Here is a 17,958-nt window from a genome sequence, read left to right as displayed (position 1 = left end):
CTTTCCTTATTTATATGATCTTTGTTTTAATTCAATATCATTAAACTCTAATTGCTCTTTATGTAAAACAGCATCACTAGGTTCTCCATTATATTCCCAAGCCGCAACGTATGCAAAGTTTTCATCATCACGTAAGGCTTCCCCTTTTTGTTCGCCATCTAATTCTACAGAGTCTTCTCTAAAGTGTCCACCACAAGATTCTTCTCTATTTAGTGCATCTTTAGCGAATAGCTCTCCAAGCTCTAGGAAATCTGCTACACGACCTGCTTTTGCTAATTCTTCGTTGTATTCTTCGTTAGTGCCAGGAACTTTTACATCTTTCCAAAACTGAGCTCTAAGTTCTTTTATCTCTGAAATTGCCTCAGTAAGTCCTTTAACATTTCTAGACATACCAACTTTGTTCCACATAATTTTTCCTAATTTCTTGTGGAAATAATCTACTGAGTGTGTACCTTCATTAGTTACAAAGAAATTTAATCTATCTTTTACTTCCTTTTCCGCTTCTTCAAACTCTTTAGTATCTGTAGAAATTGGTCCTGTTCTAATATCATCAGACAGATAATCACCTATTGTATATGGTAATACAAAATAACCATCAGCTAAACCTTGCATTAATGCCGATGCACCAAGTCTGTTTGCACCATGATCTGAGAAATTAGCTTCACCAATACAATATAAACCAGGAACCGTTGTCATTAAGTTATAATCTACCCAAACTCCACCCATGGTGTAGTGTACTGCAGGATAAATCATCATTGGTGTTTCGTATGGATTTTGATCTACAATCTTCTCATACATTTGGAATAAGTTTCCATACTTATTTTTTACAACTTCTTGTCCTAGTTTCTTAACTAAAGCGGCATCATTTTCATTTAATCCTTTAACGTGTGCTTGCTCCTTTCCGTAACGTGTTATTGCCGAAGCAAAATCTAAGAAAACAGCTTCACCAGTAGCATTTACACCAAAACCAGCATCGCAACGTTCTTTTGCTGCACGAGAGGCAACATCACGAGGTACTAAGTTACCAAAGGCAGGATAACGACGTTCTAAGTAGTAATCTCTATCTTCTTCTGCTAGATCTTTTGGTTTTAAAGTTCCTGCTTTAATAGCCTCAACATCTTTCATGTGTTTTGGTACCCAAATACGTCCATCGTTACGAAGAGACTCAGACATTAATGTTAGTTTAGACTGATGGTCTCCAGAAACAGGAATACAAGTTGGGTGAATTTGTGTGTAACATGGATTTGCAAAGTAAGCACCACGTTTGTGAGCTTTCCATGCTGCAGTTACATTACTTCCCATCGCGTTTGTTGATAAGAAGAATACGTTACCATAACCACCAGTTCCTAAAACAACAGCGTGTGCTGAGTGTCTTTCAATTTCACCAGTAATTAGGTTACGTGTTATAATACCACGAGCTTTTCCATCAACTTTTACAACGTCTAACATTTCGTGACGGTTGTACATTTTAATTTTACCACGACCAATTTGACGGTTCATAGCAGAATACGCTCCTAATAATAATTGTTGTCCTGTTTGTCCAGCTGCGTAAAAAGTACGAGATACTAATACTCCTCCAAACGAACGGTTATCTAATAATCCACCATACTCTCTTGCAAAAGGAACACCTTGAGCAACACATTGGTCAATAATATTTGCAGACACCTCAGCTAAACGGTAAACGTTTGCCTCACGTGAACGATAATCTCCACCTTTTACTGTATCGTAAAATAATCGGTATGTTGAGTCACCATCACCTTGGTAGTTTTTTGCTGCATTAATTCCTCCTTGTGCTGCAATAGAGTGCGCACGCCTTGGCGAATCTTGAAAACAAAATGCTTTTACATTATATCCTAGTTCTGCTAAAGTAGCAGCTGCAGAACCACCTGCTAAACCAGTACCAACAACAATAACATCAATGTTACGCTTGTTAGCCGGATTCACTAAGTCGATATTATTTTTATAATCTGTCCATTTATCTTTAATTGGACCTTTTGGTATTTTTGAATCTAAAGCCATAGAAAGCTATTTTTTAATGTCCTGTTAAATGATGAAATAATGCAATAAAGATGAATCCTAACGGAATACCAATTGCATATACTTTACTAAACGTTTTCAATCCTTTGGTGTACTTATTATTTGCACCAATAGATTGAAATGCCGAATTAAAGCCATGTAATAAGTGTAATGCTAAGAATACAAATGCTACAACATAAGCTCCGACACGCAATGGACTATGAAATTTTTCAACTAATTCATGAAAATATCTGTATTCCCCATTATGCATACCAGACATATCACCTACGATATATTTTGTATTGATTTCTGGAATCCAAAAATCAATAAAATGCAATACCATAAAAGCTAATATTGCCAAACCGCTCCAAATCATATTTCTACTCATCCATGTAGAATTTGCAGCACCATTATTTTTTGCATAACTAATTTGTCTTGCTTTATTGTTTTTTATCTCTAAAACAAAACCCATTACAAAGTGAAAGATTACGCCAAAAATTAATACAGGTTGTAATAGATATTGTACAGCCCAAAAGGTTCCCATAAAATGAGAAACCTCATTAAACGTATCTCCGCTAAACACTGAGAGTAAGTTAATTGCAAAATGTTGTAATAAGAAAACCATCAGGAAGAGTGCCGAAAGTGCCATGGCAAACTTTCTTCCAATCGAAGAATTTAGAATTCCGCTCATTATAATTGTAGTTAATTATTTGTATTACAAAGATACAGCGCAATTGGTTTATTGCCAACTGCGCTGTATTTTAATTACCTATTTAGAATCGTTTTAATTAGCTTTTATTATTTAATATCAAGCTTTGTCTTAGCATTATCTATTTGAACTGTATAAATACCTTTTGGTAAATAATATTTTCCATTACCAGATTTTTTAACCTTAATACTTGTATTTTCTTTCATTAAGGCTTTTTTTCCTTTTTCAGTTAATTCTAAATTGTAATCTACATAGTTAAAACCTTTATCAGCGTTAACCTTGATTCTATTTAGCTCTGCTCCTTTTTCTGATAAAATTTTAATTGTTTTTGATCCCGAATCAGCGCTATAAAATTGAATCGTTTCATTAGGCTCAAAAGCATTAGACCATTGACTACGCGAACTTCCCCAACGACCAGAAGAGCGGATAGGACTCATTTCGAAAATTGAAATCGTTTTAGACTGCATATCTGAATTCATCTTTTGCAACGTGGCAATATTCGCTTTATAAATACTTCGACCATGTGTACCTAATAATAAGTCTTTTGCCTCTGGTTGAATAACCATATCATGCACAGCAACATTTGGTAATCCGTTTGAAAACGCCTCCCAAGAGTCACCATTATTAAAAGACACATAAGCTCCATTATCGGTTCCTAAGTATAAAATACCTTCGTTTGAAGGATCTTCTTTAATTACATTTACCGGAGATGTTGGTATGTTACCACTTATATCTTTCCAAGTTTGTCCATAATTATCACTCATATAAACATATACTTTAAAGTCGTCCCAACGATATCCATTCAATGTTACATAAACACGTTCCTTTTTGTGTTGCGAAGCAATAACTCTACTTACCCATAAATCTTTTGGTAAATTTCCTGTAATATTGGTCCAACTGCCTCCAGAATTTTTAGTCACACTAACCATACCATCATCACTTCCAGCATAAATTAATCCGAATTGAAATGGACTTTCGCTAATAGAAGTTAAGGTGCCATAAGCCACATTTCCTTTTTTACCTCCATTGGTTAAATCTCCACTTATAGCTTCCCAATCGTTTCCTTTATTCATAGAACGCATTAATTTATTACCTCCTAAATACAAGATGTCTTGATTATGTGGTGATAATAAAATTGGTGTTTGCCAGTTGAATCTATAAGGTGTTTCGCCTAAAGTATGCTTTATATCTAAACGTTTAAACTCACCGGTTTCTCTATTTATTCTATAATAATTTCCGAACTGAAAACCAGTATATACTAAGTTTGCGTCTCTATTATCAATCTGTACTTGCATACCATCTCCTCCCATAATAGATTCCCATGGATATTTACCACTTTGGTGCCAGCTACTATTTTGTCTGGCATTGTTTGCACCAACCCAAACTCCATTATCTTGTAAACCACCATAAACATTGTATGGTTTTTCATTATCTACATTAATTGAATAAAACTGCCCTACTGAAAGTGAATTTAACTTTGTCCAATGCTCTCCATCATCGTAACTCATGTTTAAGCCTCCATCGTTACCATTAATTAAATGATTAGGATTGTTTGGATTTATCCATAAAGCCTGATGATCTGAGTGCACATTTTCACGACTAATAGAAGTGAATGATTTTCCACCATCTTTAGATTTTAAAAATGGAACTCCCATGATGTAGATTCCGTTTTCGTCTTTTGGACTTACTCTAATTTCTCCAAAATAATAACCATAACTAAAGTATAAGCCATCTATATAATCCTTGTGTGTTTTTTTCCATGTTTTTCCGCCATCAGTACTTTTGTAAACTTCGGCACCAACAACAGGAGTATCAAACAACATCGCATTAGCATCTTCTAGGTAGTGAGCTAAATCTATTGGTTTTACACTGCCACTACTTACTAATTGTTTAACGTTAGAAGCTCTGTATTTTTCTTGAAATCCATTAGTTTTTAAATAGGTGTTAAGCGCTTTGTCTTCGAGCTTCATAAAATCTGAAACACTCATGGTTTTAAAATCATCTTTCGTTAACCCAGAAGATTCTCTTTTTTTAGCCTCGCTTTTTCTATGAAACTGACTGTCGTGTAATGCATACACTATATTTTCGTTAAACATTGCAATACCAATTCTACCAACACCATCTCCTGTCGGAAAGCCGCTTTTTGCAGTGGACACTTTTTCCCAAGTATCTCCTCCATCTGTACTTTTATAGATGGCAGACCCTTCACCACTTCCTGTAAAATTCCATGCTTTTCGATCTCGTGTCCAAGACGATGCCATCATTACATCAAAATTACCTGGTGCGTGTTGCACATCAATAATTCCGCTCATAGTATCTACAAACAAGGTTTTGTCCCATGTTTTTCCTCCATCAGTCGTTTTATAAATACCACGTTCGTCATTAGGAGAATACAAATGACCAGTAGCTCCAATAACCACTTCATCCGGATTATTTGGATTAATAAGAATACGACCTATATGATGCGAATCTTCTAAGCCAACATGTTCCCATGTTTTACCATTATCTGTAGATTTTAATATCCCAATACCTGCATAACTAGATCGAGAGCTGTTATTTTCTCCTGTACCAACCCAAATGGTTCTGGTTTTCCAATCGACAGCAATATCTCCTACATTTTGAGTAACCGCATTATCTAAAATTGGTGTAAATGAGGTTCCATTATTAGTTGTATGCCAAACACCACCAGACGCATAACCTACATAAAACTCTGAAGGCATCTCTGGATTTGCATCTACATCGACCACACGACCACTCATCACTGTTGGTCCAATATTTTCAAAAGGCACATTTTTAACCAATGACGATTGCATCATTGCTTCTTTTTGTTCTAATGCTTTTTTTACAGTTTCAGCAGATGTTGCTGGTTGTTGCGCAATGGCAAAAAATGAGCTCACAAATAAGATGAGCGTTAGGAATTTTGAATGTGACATGTTGGTTGGTTTTTAGCTTTTTAAAACTGTCATAATTAGACAGTCTTTTTTACTTTATCAAGTTTCTAAAATTAATCATTTCCATCAGAATTATAAAGAACGACAACTAAAGTTTAACACTATCTGCTTTTTGTTTATTTGATAATTTTGACCCTCAAAATATATCAATTTCATTATTTTTTAACATTTTTTTAAATAATTTCATTACATTGAGCGCGATTAACTAATAAATTTATATTAAAATGGAAGAGTATTTACCTTTAATTATTCAATTGGTCAGCGGAGCTGTCGGTGGAAATATCGCTGGCAAGCTTATGAAAGGATCATCTTTAGGAACACTTTGGAATTCAGTCGTTGGAATTCTCGGTGGAGGACTTGGCGGAACCGTTATGGGCATGTTAGGCCTTGGTGGTGCTGAAGCTGCAGAGGCTTCTGCGAGTATGGATCTAACAAGCATTTTAGGCAGCGTTGCTGGAGGTGGTGTTGGTGGTGGTATCCTTATGGCTATTATTGGCATGGTGAAAAAAGCAATGGCTAAATAACTTTTACCAAATTATACAAATGAAGGCAATCTTATTACAGATTGCCTTTTTTTATGCCTAGCAAATTGGTATTTTTGAAACACTTAATTAAGATTTTGTTCAACAATTAGTTTTTGTCCATCTGAACTTGTTTCAGATTCTGAAATAAATTCAGAATGGCAACGATTTATATTGCAGATTAATACAATAAAAATTTTCAAATGAAATACGATTTAATAGACCGCAACCTCTTTATAAAAAACCGTAAAAACTTTGCCAAGTTTATGCAACCAAGCAGTTTGGCGGTTTTTAATTCTAACGATATTTACCCAATTAGTGCAGATAGCACCATGCCTTTTCAGCAACATAGAGATATTTTTTATTTAAGTGGTGTGGATCAGGAAGAAAGTATTTTGGTACTGTTTCCAGATTGTCCAAAGGAAAAGCATCGTGAGATTTTATTCTTAAAAGAAACCAACGAGCACATTGCTATTTGGGAAGGTGAAAAACTGACCAAAGAAAAAGCCTTTGAAACTTCTGGTATAAAAACTGTGTACTGGTTGCAAGACCTAGAAAAAGTGATGTTCGAAATTATGACCCAATGCGATACGGTTTATATTAACACCAACGAGCATTACAGAGCTAATGTAGAAACCGAAACACGCGAAGACCGTTTTACAAAATGGCTAAAAGACAAATATCCTGCGCATAGTGTGGCAAAGAGCAATCCTATTTTGCAACGTTTGCGTTCAGTAAAAGACCAGATTGAAATCGATTTAATTCAGCAAGCTTGTAACATTACCGAAAAAGGCTTTAGACGTGTTCTACAATTTACAAAACCAGGTGTTTGGGAATACAATCTCGAAGCCGAATTCATGCACGAATTCCTCAATAACCGTTCTAGAGGTTTTGCTTATACTCCGATTATAGGTTCTGGAAACAACGCTAACGTGTTACATTATATAGAGAACAACCAACAGTGTAAAGCTGGCGAATTGATTCTTATCGACGCAGGCGCAGAATATGCCAATTACTCGAGTGATATGACGCGTACCATTCCTGTTTCTGGTAAGTACAACGACCGCCAAAAAGCGGTTTACAATGCCGTCCTACGCGTAAAAAACGAAGCCACAAAAATGCTTGTTCCTGGTACGCTTTGGGAACAATACCATATTGAAGTTGGCAAACTTATGACGTCTGAACTTTTAGGTCTTGGCCTTTTAGACAAAGCCGATGTACAAAACGAAAACTCAGATTGGCCAGCCTATAAAAAATACTTTATGCATGGCACGTCGCACCATATGGGATTAGACACGCACGATTATGGTTTACTACACGAACCTATGCAAGCCAATATGGTCTTTACCGTAGAACCTGGTATTTATATTCCAGATGAAGGTTTTGGCATCCGTTTGGAAGATGATGTGGTGATACAAGACAATGGAGAACCTTTTAATTTGATGCGTAATATTCCTATTGAGGTTGAGGAGATTGAGGAGATTATGAATTCTTAAAAATATTATCAAAAATGAATAACGAGCAACGTTTATTACTTTTAGAAAAAGCAAAACAGTTTTTTAGAGATGAAATAGTTGAATCACATATTACCAGAGCCTGTGCAAAAGCTGGGAAATTATCGAATTACAATGTAAACCCTTTTCTGTTTAAGTATTTAGCTAATTTTTTAAAAGGTAACGATGACCCTAGAAGTATCGCTGAGGCTTTGGTACTACCTAGGGTATTAGGCTCATCAATCAACACTTCATTTGGTATGAGAATTCAAAAACTAATTAGTGAACTTTTTGAAGGATTCGGGTCTACAACACCAGGAATAGATATTGAATTTATTGATGCTATAGATGGTAGTAAAAAATATTGCCAATTAAAATCCGGACCTAATACAATAAACCACGATGACGTTGAAACCATATTTGGTCATTTTCAAGGGACTATTAACTTAGGCAGAACAAATAACTTAAACATCGGAATTAACGACATGATTGTTGGAGTTATCTATGGTGAGGAAATTGAATTAAGTTCACATTACAAAAGAATAAACGAAAGATACCCCGTAATTATTGGTAAATCGTTTTGGCATAGGTTAACAGGAAAAGATGATTTTTATTTTGAACTCATCGATGCTGTTGGTGATGTTGCCCTAGAAGTCGATGGAACAAAAGTATTAGAGGAAACTATTGATGCTTTATCAATAGAAATAGAAGCTAAATTTTCCTGATTATTCCGATAAAGTTTATTTAAAAACTTAATAATAGAATAACCAACTTCCAGACCCAAATTACAAGGAACTGCATTTCCTATTTGTTTATATTGCTGAGAAACAGAACCCATGAATTTCCACTCATCAGGAAATGTTTGAATTCTTGCATATTCTCTAACCGTAAAAGGTCGTGTTTCATCTGGATGACAACGCTCTGTTTGTTTTTGGGCAGGACTACATGTTAGAGTTAAGCTCGGCTCATCCCAACCAATTCTTCTTGCCATTCCTGTTTTTCCTCCCCCTAAATAAAAACTTTTACCCATAAATTCTTTCTGAATATCTAGTGGTAAATCTCTCCAATAACCTTTTGGAGGTACTAAATCTAAAACTTCCTTTTTATGTTGAGGGTATTTTGAGCCTTCAGATTTAGGAACATCAGAATCATATAAGTCCCCTTTTTTTAAAGCATCCACAAGATTATAAATTTTGTTATATGGTTTCGGATATTCATAATTAACTTCAACATCTTTTCTAATACCAACCAAAATCAATCTTTCTCGTTTCTGTGGAACATTATAATTGATAGCCTTTAACACCTTAACAGGAACAACATTGTATCCAATTTCGTCTAGAATAGATATCATACCCTGAAGTGTTTTCCCTTTTTCATGTGACAATAAGCCTTTTACATTTTCACCAATACAAATAGGAGGTTTAACCTCATTTACGACCCTTGCAAATTCATAAAACAGAGTTCCTCTTGCATCTTCTAACCCTAATTTCTTTCCTGCATAACTAAATGCTTGACATGGAAACCCACCTGTAACAACATCAACTACATTTCTATATTTTTCGAAATTAAAACTTTTGATATCACCTTCCAATACATTCCAATTAGGTCTATTTTCTCTCAGTGTTTGACAAGCCCATTTATCTATTTCATTTAAAGCAACACATTTTATTCCAGCTTTTTCTAAACCAATTGCAAGACCACCAGCTCCTGCAAATAATTCTAAAACTTTGTATTCCTTAAAAGGCTCTTCAAAATTATTCGTAGTTTCCTCAATTTCATCATCAAACAACCCAATTAAAGAATCAATTTCTGATTTCTTATAAATTCTATAATCACTAATGGGTTCTCTAGCTGCAATCAATTTTTCATCTCTATCCCATCTTCTAAGAGTTTCTTTACTTTTGCCAAGTTTTTCGGCAGCTTCTGAAAGCGAATAATAATCTTTTGTAACCATATTATACAACCTTATACAATGGTTACAAATTTAAACGTATTTTTTAAATATAAAAGATTTGATTTAAGATTTATTATACTAAATAAATTGTCAGAATAACATTCCTCTTAAACAAACTACCACACTGAGATGATTCTAGCCGATTTAAGCTCTTAATGATTTGATGATTTTTCTAAACTCCAACAACACTCTCCTCAAAAACATAACGCTGTAACTTCTGCAAGGTTTCTAACTTATCGCTAGTATTTACCAATAGTGAAATGTTGTTGTTACTACCTCCATAAGCAATCATACGTACATTAACATCTTGTAAGACTTGGAAGAGTTCTGGCGTGTCTGGATGGTAAATAATTTGGTTACCAACAAGGCAAACAATACTCATATAATCGTCGATTTCTACGGTGGCGAATTTTTCGAGTTCTTCTGTGATGGCTTCTAAATGGGTAACGTCGTCTATGGTTAAGGACACTGCAATTTCAGAGGTGGTAATCATGTCTATAGACGTTTCGTACTTTTCAAAAACCTCAAAGACTTTCTTTAAAAAGCCGTGTGCCAATAACATACGTACCGACTTTATTTTAATGGCTGTAATGCCATCTTTTGCGGCAATGGCTTTAATACCTTCACCATGAATTTGGTTGGTAATTAACGTACCATGTGCTTCTGGTGCCATGGTGTTTTTTAAGCGCAACGGAATATCTAAACTACGCACTGGCATTACCGTTTGTGGATGTAAAATTTTAGCGCCAAAATAGGCGAGCTCTGCAGCTTCGTCGTAAGACAAATGCGATAAGGCTGTAGTATCTTGCACAAAACGTGGATCGTTGTTATGGAATCCGTCAATGTCTGTCCAGATTTGCACCTCATCTGCTTCAATAGCTGAACCAATAATGGTTGCTGTGTAATCACTGCCTCCACGTTGTAGGTTGGTGATTTGGCCTTCAGCATCGAGACAAATAAAACCTTGAGTGATATAAATATCAGCGGCTTCAGAACTATTGATTAAACGATTTAGGTTTTGCTTGATGTAAAAATTATCAGGCTCGTTATTGCTATCAATTCGCATAAAATCTAAGGCAGGCAAAAGCCTTGCATTAAAACCTTCTTGTTGTAATAATCTGCTAAACATAAATGTGGATAACAACTCACCATTGGCTACTATAGTATTATGTAACAATGTGGAATGTGGTTGATTGACACATGCTAATAAGGCATCAAAAATTGAAGTAACGTACGTGCTGACTTCTTCGCGTAAGGTTTCCTGTTGAATTAAATCAGCAACCGTAGCCTTATAGGTTTGGTGCAATTGGCTAATTTTGTTTTTGGCCTGAGCAAGTTCGTTTGTTTTTATTAATTCCGAAATCTCTACCAAAGCATTTGTTGTACCAGACATTGCAGAAAGTACCACAATCTTTTTTCCGGTTGAACTTATGATGTCTTTTACATGGTTCATGTTAACTACAGAACCAACAGATGTGCCGCCAAACTTATATACTAACATAATGTGTCTATTTTAGGCTACAAATGTATAAGTGACGCTAAATATTTCCTTAGAAATGTAAAAATTAGTATAACTTTTTACAGAATGTTAATTATATAACATTTATCGGATCAATTTCAAAAACACGAATAAGTATTTGTTAAATCATATATGATATATTATATTTGATTCATGATAACGATACAAAACCTTAGAAAAGACGTTAAAACGATTTTGTTAAATCAGATGGCAGAAGGCAAAATAGCTCCTGGTCATCGTATCTCATTACCTAGTATTGCTGAGGCTTTAGAGGTTAGTGCGACTCCAGTTCGTGAAGCTTTAAGTCAATTGGTAGAAACAGGAATCGTGACGTACATTCCAAATCGTGGTTTTTTTGTTACCGAACTTAATACCAATGAAGCTTTAGAACTTTATGAACTGATAACAATGCTAGAAAGTGCTGCCGTAAAACAATCTTCATTTACAAAAGCACAGCTAGCTGAATTGAAACTGATTAATGCCAATTTTGCCAAAGCATCGCATGCTACAGAACGTCTTAAGCTGGATATGGCATTTCATAAATGCTTAATTAAATCGCACACCAATCAATATGCGCATAAACTCATAGAGGATATTCGTCTTAGGATATTTATCTATGAGCATGTGTATATGACACATGTACCACATAACAATTCTGTTGAGATGCATAACGCTCTTATCGATGCTTTAGAGAGCAATGCCCTTTCAAAAGCTATAAAAATTCTACAAGAGAATTGGGCGATTAGTATAAAACACATCAATCAAAATCATCATGAACAGTAAACACATCATAGGCTTCTTTAGCATTATTGTTTTTCTTTTAAGTTGCAGCAAAGACTCAAAAACAGAAACAAAAAGTCAGACCACTTTAGTAAAAACAGAATTAGGAAATCATATAGATAGCCTATTAACTCCTTACGTTAACAAACTCAGAACACTTACTGATAATACGACTGGTTTAGCCATTGGAATTACAAAAGGTGATGACATTATTTATGCTAAAACTTTTGGCTTTGCTAATATTGAAACCCAAGAAGAAGCTAGCTTTAAAACACGTTTTCATATCGCTTCTGTTTCCAAACCTTTTACAGCTGCAGCCATTGTAAAATTAGTTCAGCAAGGAAAACTAAAACTTTCGGATTCTATTGTGAAGTATATTCCGGAATTTACCATGAAAAGTGACGCTTATAAAAACATTACTATTCAACATATTCTTAATCACACTTCAGGTATTCCTAGACATGTAAGTGCGGACGATTGGTTAAGTCCTAAAGTTGGTATTAATGCATTGGAAGAAAATCTAGAAAACGTTAAAAACTTTGAGCTCGATTTTGAACCAGGCACACAGTTTAGTTATAGCAATTCGGCTTTTGATATTTTAGGTGTATTGATAACACGCGTAAGTGGAATGTCTTTTTCAGAATATGTTTCTAAGCACATACTCGAACCAACTGGTATGACAGAAAGCACGTATAATAAACCTATAGACAGTCTACCAAAACATTGGGCGAAATCCTATTCTTATGGACTAACTAACCAAGAATGGCAACCGTATCCGCATACAGATAAATATTTGCCAAGTTCTGGACTACAAGCAACACTATTAGACATGTGTAAATGGGGCATAATGCATGTAAACAATGGCACATACAATGGTCAGGAAGTTTTAGATAAAGCACACTTTAATAAGTTTGTTGAACCTACCTACGATACTCCTTGGGGAGATAAAATAGGTTTAAGTTGGTTTTTACAATCGTATTTAGACCGACCAATAATTATGCATACTGGAGCTGATACAGGCTTTGAGTCTATAATGTACATTTTTCCTGATGATAATATATCTATAGTAGTCATGGCCAATAGGGATTTTGCTAGAACTGGCCGAATTATTAATGCTGCTTCTGAAGTTATTTTTAATGAAAAACCAAAAGATTATAAGGTATCTGCGCGATATAAATTTTCTGAAACTTATAAATCTCAAGGATTAGATAAAGCCCTTTTACTTTGGAATGAAATGAAAACAGATACCACTGATATTTACTATGTAAATGATGAAGATATTTTAACTGTTGGTGCTATTTTAGAAAATGGTAAACATTGGAAAGACACGAAAGAAATTCTCAGCTACTACACTACAATTGATGACACATCCACTTACGCTTGGCGACTTTTAGGAAATGCACACCTTAATCTTCAAGATACCATAAATGCCAAAAAATGTTACGAAAAAACACTGGAGATTAATCCTAATTACGAAAAAGGGAAAGACGCCTTAATGCGACTAAATAACGAATAGATTAAGGATTGTAAATAAACAACCGCTCCACACTTTCTTTGGTCGATAGGTTTTCAGCATGCCAAGAAAAGGTAGTTTTTGAGCCTTTTTCCCAAATGCACTTAAAATCGTCTGGTGCATCATACTCACTTATAAAAACTTGATGGCCAGCTTTACTTTGCTGTCTGCACCAATCCCAAAATTGGTCGTGATTAAAAGCATCGCGATATTTAGTTGTTGAAGCATAAGGTGGATCGCAATACACAATGCTGTTTTTTGGAATGTCTAATTCTAAATACGATTTACAAGATAAAATCACACCATCTAAATTTGGTACTTGTTTGGTGATATTCCGATAGTGTTCGCCCCAATAATCGCGCTTACCTTCTTTATCCCGTCTGTAACCTGCAAACCATTTACCACCAAAAGAATTAAACCCAACATAACCTACCAAGTGTTTTGGGTAGTCTTCTTGGTTGTATTTTATATGCTTGTATTCTTCTTCGGTTACCAATTGTGGTGGATCCCAATTTTCAATAATTAAGGCTTGCCACATAGCCATAAGTTCTTGGTGTTGGTCATTAGCAATACGAATACCATCAACCTTGTCTATCATATTCATACCACCTGCAAACGGCTCGAGATACGTTTGGTTTGGCTGTCTATCTTTCAGAATTATAGGTAATAAATCTTTAGCAAAGCGTGCCTTGCTTCCCATGTACTTCATCCTAATTTTTTTTATTAAGTTGAAGTAGTGAAGTCAACACAAAAACGACTAAAGCAGGTAACACCCAACCCAAACTTTGACTAGCAAAAGGAATGTAACTCGTTACCGTTTTTAACCCTTCCGAAGGACTTAAAAAACCTATAACATCTGGAATGCTGAATATAAAAGTAACTATTACTACAGCTCTAAACACTAATGAGGTGGCTAGTTTTTCTGGTAATACATTCAAAAGAATTAGCACTATGGTTATAGGATAAATAAATAACAAAACCGGAATTGCCACCATTATAATACTATTAAAATCGAGCTGACCAACAACAACTCCTAGAATACAAGCAATTATTGCCGTAATAATATAAACGACTTGCGAATCGTTTAATAAGCCTTTAAAATAATCTGCGGTTCCGGCTACAATGCCAATCGCAGTCGTAAAACAAGCTAGAGAAATGAGAATACTTAAAACGGTATTTCCAAATTCACCTAAGGATGCTATACTAATGCCTCGCAGTAAATTAGCACGCTGCATATCGCTACTGAGTTCAGCGTTGACTTCAATTTCAGATCCATAATAGGCTCCAACCGAAATCAATCCTGCATAAATTACAAACAAGCCTGCACCCGCTATAAATCCGGATTGTCTGATGAGCTTGCGTTTAGATTCAAACTGACTCACCTTCATGTTTTTAAAGTTCAAGGACACAATAATTACAGCTCCAACAACGACGGCTCCAATAGCATCAAAAGTTTGGTAGCCTTCTAAAATTCCTGTAACAATTGGTGTTTCAAATTGTGAGATTCCTGTAGCAAATGTTGAAGTTGAAAGTCCAATACCAATGACTGCCAAGAGCATGATTACAATAAATGGAGTTAGAAACTTACCTATGAGATTCAAAATTTTTGAACGATTGAGGACAAATACTAAAACGAGTGAAAAGTAAATGGCACTGGTTAATAATGGACTTGTTCCAAAGGCAGGATGAATCGCAATTTCGTGCGTGGCAGCTGCTGTTCTTGGTGATGGAATTGCAACTGCTATGATATAAATAAGAATACAATAAATTAAACTAAAGGTTGGTGATACTTTTTTACCAAAATCGTATAAAGTACCTTGTAATCTCGCATGCGCTAAAATTCCGACAATAGGAATCACCACAGCAGTAATCATAAAACCTACAGTGACCCAAAACCAATTTTCACCTGCGTTATAACCTAATAATGGTGGTAATAACAAGTTTCCTGCTCCAAAAAACAGCGAGAATAAGGCAAAACTTGTGACTAAAAGTTCTTTACGTTGTATGTTCACTTAGTTGGTCTTTATTAGTTCTAAATCGTGAAAATCGAAACTAAAGTCGGTAATTGGCGCAATGTATTTCATGGTTGCAGCAACCGCTTCCTCTTTTTCATTAAAGGTGAATTGCATAAACACATCTGCATCATAACTTCGGTCATTCCATTTTACAACAAAAGTGGTTGCGTTGTATGGTAGCAGTTCACCAAACAATCTTGGCGAACGTTCACACTTAATACTGTAAGTTTTTCCATCATGAGAAATGATAATATCACCAAACCAATCATCAGTGTAGGTGCCTACAATTTGTTTTGAGTCTGGAATGGCAACGTTTGTTTTTGCTTTTTTAACCTTATTATAAACCTCAGCTTTTAAACTGTCGTTATATTTTAAGTAATCTGCATTACGTTTACCATAATTTTCTAGCCAATTACGGTTTTCATAACCTAAATACGAATCTTTAATGGTATTAGTAATAGTATTGAATGCCATACCATTCATCTGGTTCGTCAGCACAACGATGGCTAAATCTAAATCTGGAATCATGGTAAACTGCGTCACCGTTCCTATTAATCCACCTGTATGATACACTTGTTTATGACCTCCTTTTACATCTGTAAGAAACCAACCTAAACCATAACCTCTAAAGTTAGAATCGTAAATATCGGTTGCGCTTACTTTAAGCGGAGTTTGCAATTGCCAAAGCTCATGAAATTGTGCTACACTCAACAAACGTTCACCATTTTCAGTCACCGCATCATTCATTAAGAATTTTGCCCATGTTAACATATCTGGCACGTTACTTACAATGCCTCCAGCTGCATTAGCAGTTTCACTCCAATCGTGCGGAATCTGAATCACCTTACCTTCTGCTCTGGTATGAGCATCGATGATATTAGATTTATCTGTAACTCTGTTGTAGGATGCCTTAGAACTTGTCATTCCAACAGGTTTCATAATCTTGGTTTCAATAAAGTCTTCCCAAGACAAACCACTTACACGCTTTAAAACTTCACCAGCAATAATGAACATATTATTATTGTAAGCGAATTTGCTTCTAAATGAGGTTTCAGGTTCTAGATACTTTACGTTTTTAATGACATCGATAACGTTGAAATCATTTCCTTCAGGAAAAAACATTAAATCACCCGCTCCTAATCCCATACCACTTCTATGCGTCACTAAATCTCTAACTGTAAAGTTTTCGGTCACCCAAGGATCGTTTAACTGAAATTCTGGAATGTGTTTACGTACAGGATCATCCCAATTTAGCTTTCCTTCCTCAATCATCATCGCTAAAGCAAAACAAGTAAAACCTTTACTGTTGGATGCCACACCAACTAAGGTATTGGCATTCATATCTTTTTTATTGGTCAACGAACGCACTCCATGACCTTTGGCATAAACCACTTCTCCATCTTTAAAAATACCTACAGAAATGCCAGGCACATCAAAAGTGGTTAGGGTTTCCTTTATTAACTTATCGAGTTGTTGTTTTTCAATTTGAGCATATAACGTGGATGCTGAAATAAAAAGAATTACTGAAAATAAACGTTTTAAAAACATTCGATTTTTATTTAGTTTGAAAGAACTCAAATATACTAAAATGTTAGTGATGAATAGCTCTAAAGTATCTAATGAAATATATCTTTGCAGTTATGATTAAAGAATACAAAAACAGTACAATTCATTATAATGTCGAAGGAGAAGGGTCTGCAATAATTTTACTTCATGGATTTCTTGAAAATATTGATATGTGGCGAAATTTAACACCAGAGTTATCTCAAAACCACCAAATTGTTGCCATAGATTTATTAGGTCATGGAAAAACCGATTGTATAGGTTATGTGCACAGCATGGAAGCTATGGCTGAAGCAGTGCTTGCTGTTTTAAATCATTTAAATATAAATAATGCTCACTTTATCGGCCATTCTATGGGAGGTTATGTGGCTTTAGCATTAGCAGAAAACCAACCAGAATTATTTAACGGTTTGTGTTTAATGAATTCTACTTTTGAAGCTGATGATGACGAACGAAAGCTCATAAGATCAAGAGCTAATGAAATGGCAAAAACTCATTTTGAATCTTTAGTTAATATGTCTTTTGCTAACTTATTTGCTGCAGAAAGCAGAACGAAATTCGAAAAAGAATTTAATGAAGCTTTAGAATTAGCATTACATACTTCTGTCCAAGGGTACATTGCTGCGCAAGAAGGTATGAAACTAAGGCCTAATAGATTTGAAGTTTTTAATAACCTAAATTGTAAGAAGTTAGTAATACTCGGTAAAAAAGACTCATTAATTGATATTGAAAAACACGTTGAGAAAATAAAACACACTTCTATTAATTATATAGAATTGTCAGAAGGACATATGAGTCACATTGAAAATAAATCAGAATTATCTTACTTTTTAAAACACTTTGTCGAAAAATAATTCACTTAAACGTTTTATTTATCTTTTTTTTCTAAGTTTATACTCGAGATTAAAAAAATAAATGTAAACC

The 17,958-nt window shown here is 34.9% G+C and carries 14 protein-coding genes; 6 read left to right on the top strand and 8 right to left on the bottom strand.

Annotated features, from left to right (window positions below; genetic code table 11):
* Positions 1-6: 6 nt before the first annotated feature.
* The 3 genes from H8K90_RS05925 to H8K90_RS05915 all read right to left on the bottom strand — a co-directional run bounded on the left by H8K90_RS05925 (position 7) and on the right by H8K90_RS05915 (position 5,658).
* Positions 7-2,019, bottom strand: coding sequence for a fumarate reductase/succinate dehydrogenase flavoprotein subunit (locus H8K90_RS05925; protein WP_186844998.1), 2,013 nt, complete (start codon positions 2,017-2,019; stop codon positions 7-9).
* Between the two features lie 13 nt (positions 2,020-2,032).
* A complete protein-coding gene (locus H8K90_RS05920) occupies positions 2,033-2,707 on the bottom strand; it encodes a succinate dehydrogenase cytochrome b subunit (protein WP_186844997.1) in 675 nt (224 codons plus the stop codon).
* 107 nt (positions 2,708-2,814) lie between these two features.
* Positions 2,815-5,658 carry a WD40/YVTN/BNR-like repeat-containing protein gene (locus tag H8K90_RS05915; protein WP_186844996.1) on the bottom strand — a complete coding sequence of 948 codons (2,844 nt, stop codon included), beginning with the start codon at positions 5,656-5,658 and terminating at the stop codon, positions 2,815-2,817.
* A 242-nt stretch (positions 5,659-5,900) separates the two neighbouring features.
* On the opposite strand from H8K90_RS05915, the gene H8K90_RS05910 reads away from it, so the two are divergent.
* From H8K90_RS05910 to H8K90_RS05900, 3 genes are all read left to right on the top strand, one after another.
* Entirely contained in the window at positions 5,901-6,200 is a 300-nt protein-coding gene (locus H8K90_RS05910) for a hypothetical protein (protein WP_186844995.1), read from the top strand.
* 200 nt (positions 6,201-6,400) lie between these two features.
* Positions 6,401-7,693, top strand: coding sequence for an aminopeptidase P family protein (locus tag H8K90_RS05905; RefSeq protein WP_186844994.1), 1,293 nt, complete (start codon positions 6,401-6,403; stop codon positions 7,691-7,693).
* 14 nt (positions 7,694-7,707) lie between these two features.
* Positions 7,708-8,415 (top strand): PmeII family type II restriction endonuclease, encoded by a 708-nt coding sequence (locus H8K90_RS05900; RefSeq protein WP_186844993.1) that lies wholly within the window; start codon positions 7,708-7,710, stop codon positions 8,413-8,415.
* Here H8K90_RS05900 and dcm read toward each other — a convergent pair.
* Positions 8,301-9,644: a DNA (cytosine-5-)-methyltransferase gene (gene dcm, locus H8K90_RS05895; RefSeq protein ID WP_186844992.1), complete on the bottom strand. Its 1,344-nt coding sequence runs from the start codon at positions 9,642-9,644 to the stop codon at positions 8,301-8,303. The genes H8K90_RS05900 and dcm overlap by 115 nt on opposite strands.
* A 172-nt stretch (positions 9,645-9,816) precedes the next feature.
* Entirely contained in the window at positions 9,817-11,145 is a 1,329-nt protein-coding gene (locus H8K90_RS05890) for an aspartate kinase (RefSeq protein ID WP_186844991.1), read from the bottom strand.
* Positions 11,146-11,316: 171 nt separating this feature from the next.
* Here H8K90_RS05890 and H8K90_RS05885 point away from each other — a divergent pair, with 171 nt between their 5' ends.
* Together H8K90_RS05885 and H8K90_RS05880 are read left to right on the top strand one after the other, a co-directional pair.
* Entirely contained in the window at positions 11,317-11,946 is a 630-nt protein-coding gene (locus tag H8K90_RS05885) for a GntR family transcriptional regulator (RefSeq protein ID WP_186844990.1), read from the top strand.
* Complete coding sequence (locus tag H8K90_RS05880; RefSeq protein WP_186844989.1) at positions 11,936-13,459, top strand: serine hydrolase; 1,524 nt, start codon at positions 11,936-11,938, stop codon at positions 13,457-13,459. Before H8K90_RS05885 ends, H8K90_RS05880 begins: the two co-directional genes overlap by 11 nt.
* Before the next feature lies 1 nt (position 13,460).
* On the opposite strand, the gene H8K90_RS05875 is transcribed toward H8K90_RS05880, so the two are convergent.
* Genes H8K90_RS05875 through H8K90_RS05865 form a run of 3 tightly spaced genes read right to left on the bottom strand, consistent with a single transcriptional unit; the run spans position 13,461 to position 17,019 of the window.
* Positions 13,461-14,156 (bottom strand): DNA adenine methylase, encoded by a 696-nt coding sequence (locus H8K90_RS05875; protein WP_186844988.1) that lies wholly within the window; start codon positions 14,154-14,156, stop codon positions 13,461-13,463.
* Between the two features lie 10 nt (positions 14,157-14,166).
* A complete protein-coding gene (brnQ, locus tag H8K90_RS05870) occupies positions 14,167-15,468 on the bottom strand; it encodes a branched-chain amino acid transport system II carrier protein (RefSeq protein WP_186844987.1) in 1,302 nt (433 codons plus the stop codon).
* Positions 15,469-17,019, bottom strand: a complete 1,551-nt coding sequence (locus tag H8K90_RS05865) for a serine hydrolase (protein ID WP_186844986.1) — start codon at positions 17,017-17,019, stop codon at positions 15,469-15,471.
* A 71-nt stretch (positions 17,020-17,090) separates the two neighbouring features.
* On the opposite strand from H8K90_RS05865, the gene H8K90_RS05860 reads away from it, so the two are divergent.
* Positions 17,091-17,888 (top strand): alpha/beta fold hydrolase, encoded by a 798-nt coding sequence (locus tag H8K90_RS05860; RefSeq protein WP_246457531.1) that lies wholly within the window; start codon positions 17,091-17,093, stop codon positions 17,886-17,888.
* The last annotated feature ends 70 nt before the right edge of the window (positions 17,889-17,958 follow it).

It is taken from the genome of Winogradskyella echinorum, assembly GCF_014297365.1.
Classification (GTDB): Bacteria; Bacteroidota; Bacteroidia; order Flavobacteriales; family Flavobacteriaceae; genus Winogradskyella; species Winogradskyella echinorum.
This window is presented reverse-complemented; position numbering and strand designations above follow the sequence as displayed.

Coding starts and splice junctions, on each gene's coding strand:
- H8K90_RS05865 (WP_186844986.1), bottom strand. CDS start 17,019: ATGTTTTTAAAACGTTTATTTTCAGTAATTCTTTTTATTTCAGCATCC.
- H8K90_RS05860 (WP_246457531.1), top strand. CDS start 17,091: ATGAAATATATCTTTGCAGTTATGATTAAAGAATACAAAAACAGTACA.
- H8K90_RS05890 (WP_186844991.1), bottom strand. CDS start 11,145: ATGTTAGTATATAAGTTTGGCGGCACATCTGTTGGTTCTGTAGTTAAC.
- H8K90_RS05910 (WP_186844995.1), top strand. CDS start 5,901: ATGGAAGAGTATTTACCTTTAATTATTCAATTGGTCAGCGGAGCTGTC.
- dcm (WP_186844992.1), bottom strand. CDS start 9,644: ATGGTTACAAAAGATTATTATTCGCTTTCAGAAGCTGCCGAAAAACTT.
- H8K90_RS05905 (WP_186844994.1), top strand. CDS start 6,401: ATGAAATACGATTTAATAGACCGCAACCTCTTTATAAAAAACCGTAAA.
- H8K90_RS05885 (WP_186844990.1), top strand. CDS start 11,317: ATGATAACGATACAAAACCTTAGAAAAGACGTTAAAACGATTTTGTTA.
- H8K90_RS05875 (WP_186844988.1), bottom strand. CDS start 14,156: ATGGGAAGCAAGGCACGCTTTGCTAAAGATTTATTACCTATAATTCTG.
- H8K90_RS05915 (WP_186844996.1), bottom strand. CDS start 5,658: ATGTCACATTCAAAATTCCTAACGCTCATCTTATTTGTGAGCTCATTT.
- H8K90_RS05920 (WP_186844997.1), bottom strand. CDS start 2,707: ATGAGCGGAATTCTAAATTCTTCGATTGGAAGAAAGTTTGCCATGGCA.
- H8K90_RS05925 (WP_186844998.1), bottom strand. CDS start 2,019: ATGGCTTTAGATTCAAAAATACCAAAAGGTCCAATTAAAGATAAATGG.
- H8K90_RS05880 (WP_186844989.1), top strand. CDS start 11,936: ATGAACAGTAAACACATCATAGGCTTCTTTAGCATTATTGTTTTTCTT.
- H8K90_RS05900 (WP_186844993.1), top strand. CDS start 7,708: ATGAATAACGAGCAACGTTTATTACTTTTAGAAAAAGCAAAACAGTTT.